Origin of the sequence: Arthrobacter sp. HY1533 (assembly GCF_027568515.1) — a bacterium.
Taxonomy (GTDB): Bacteria; Actinomycetota; Actinomycetes; order Actinomycetales; family Micrococcaceae; genus Specibacter.
Genome location: NZ_JANKZF010000061.1, coordinates 1 through 1,244, shown reverse-complemented (window position 1 = coordinate 1,244; position 1,244 = coordinate 1). Strand labels below are relative to the sequence as shown.

At 65.8% G+C, this 1,244-nt stretch carries 1 protein-coding gene; it reads left to right on the top strand.

Annotation, left to right across the window (positions count from 1 at the left end):
* Nucleotides 1-61: 61 nt before the first annotated feature.
* Nucleotides 62-1,096 (top strand): LacI family DNA-binding transcriptional regulator, encoded by a 1,035-nt coding sequence (locus PCK14_RS19275; protein ID WP_269940136.1) that lies wholly within the window; start codon nucleotides 62-64, stop codon nucleotides 1,094-1,096.
* The last annotated feature ends 148 nt before the right edge of the window (nucleotides 1,097-1,244 follow it).

Below are 1,244 nucleotides of genomic sequence, written 5' to 3'. Positions count from 1 at the left end.
CCCCGCCAGCCAGCACCACCCCGCCATACAACAGACATTGAGGAAAGGACGCTGCCGGAACATGAATCGACCCACCATCAAGACAGTCGCAGCCGAGGCCGGCGTGTCAACCGCCACGGTGTCCTACGTACTAGCCGGGCGGACCCGCGGCCAGGGCTCGGGCATCTCCAACGAGACCAGCAGGCGCGTCCATGAAGCCGCCGTCAGGCTTGGCTACCGGGCCAACCAGGCTGCCAGGGCCATCCGCACGGGCCGCTCCAACCTCATGATGCTGTCCCTGACAATGCTTTCGGACCCTTGGTCGCTGTCCGTCTCACGGGCAGTCGGTGGGGCGGTCGCCTCCGCCGGTATCACCCCCATGATCCTGGCCGACACCGACTGGCGCCTGGCCATCCCACGCCAAAGCGCCGACGTCATTTTCATTGACGACGCCGGCCGGCCCGGTGACGCCGAACTGCTGGCCGAGCTCTCACGCACCAACACTCTGGTGGTCTTCAGTGAAACGCTGGAGCCCGACGGCTACGACGTCATCCGGTCACTGTCCGGGTCCTCGCTGGACGCGGCCATGGACCACCTGACCGCGGAGCACACCAGGGTTGCCTGCCTGACACCGGCGGGCAGCCTGCGCACCCCGGCACCCATCAGGTACCAGGCGTACCTTGACGGGCTGGAACGGGCCGGGCAGCCGTTTCGCCCCGAGCTCGTGGCAACCTTTGACGGCGACGAACTCAACGCCTACCAGGCCGCCGTGGAACTGCTCAGCAGCCCCGAACCACCCACTGCCATCTACGCCACCTCGGACTTCGCGGCCATTGCCGCCATCCATGCAGCCCAGCGGCTGCGGCTTGCCGTCCCGGACGACGTGGCCGTGGTGGGCGTCGGCAACACCATCCAGGGCGAGGCCATGGCGCCATCCCTGACAAGCACCGGACCCGTGGGGTTCTTTTCCGGGCTGGCCGATTTCCTCGTGGAACGCGCCCAGGACCCCGACAGCCCGCCCCGAATCCTGGAGTTCCCGTGGCAGCTGCTGCTGCGCGACTCCACAACGCACCACCCCCAAGATTTGCTGTACCCAGAGAGAGAAGTGATGAAGTGACTGATTTGTTGGAGTCTGTGGCCGGTTCGGGTGTTCCTGTGCGGGATATGCGGGTGGGGATTGTTGGTTTTGGTTTGCGGGCCTCGTTGTGGAAGCAGGTGCATCGTCCGGGCCTGGGTTCTGAGGTGGTGATGGTGTGTGATTTGTC

Excerpts from the sequence above, each read along its gene's own strand:
- PCK14_RS19275 (WP_269940136.1), top strand. The coding sequence starts at position 62 with ATGAATCGACCCACCATCAAGACAGTCGCAGCCGAGGCCGGCGTGTCA.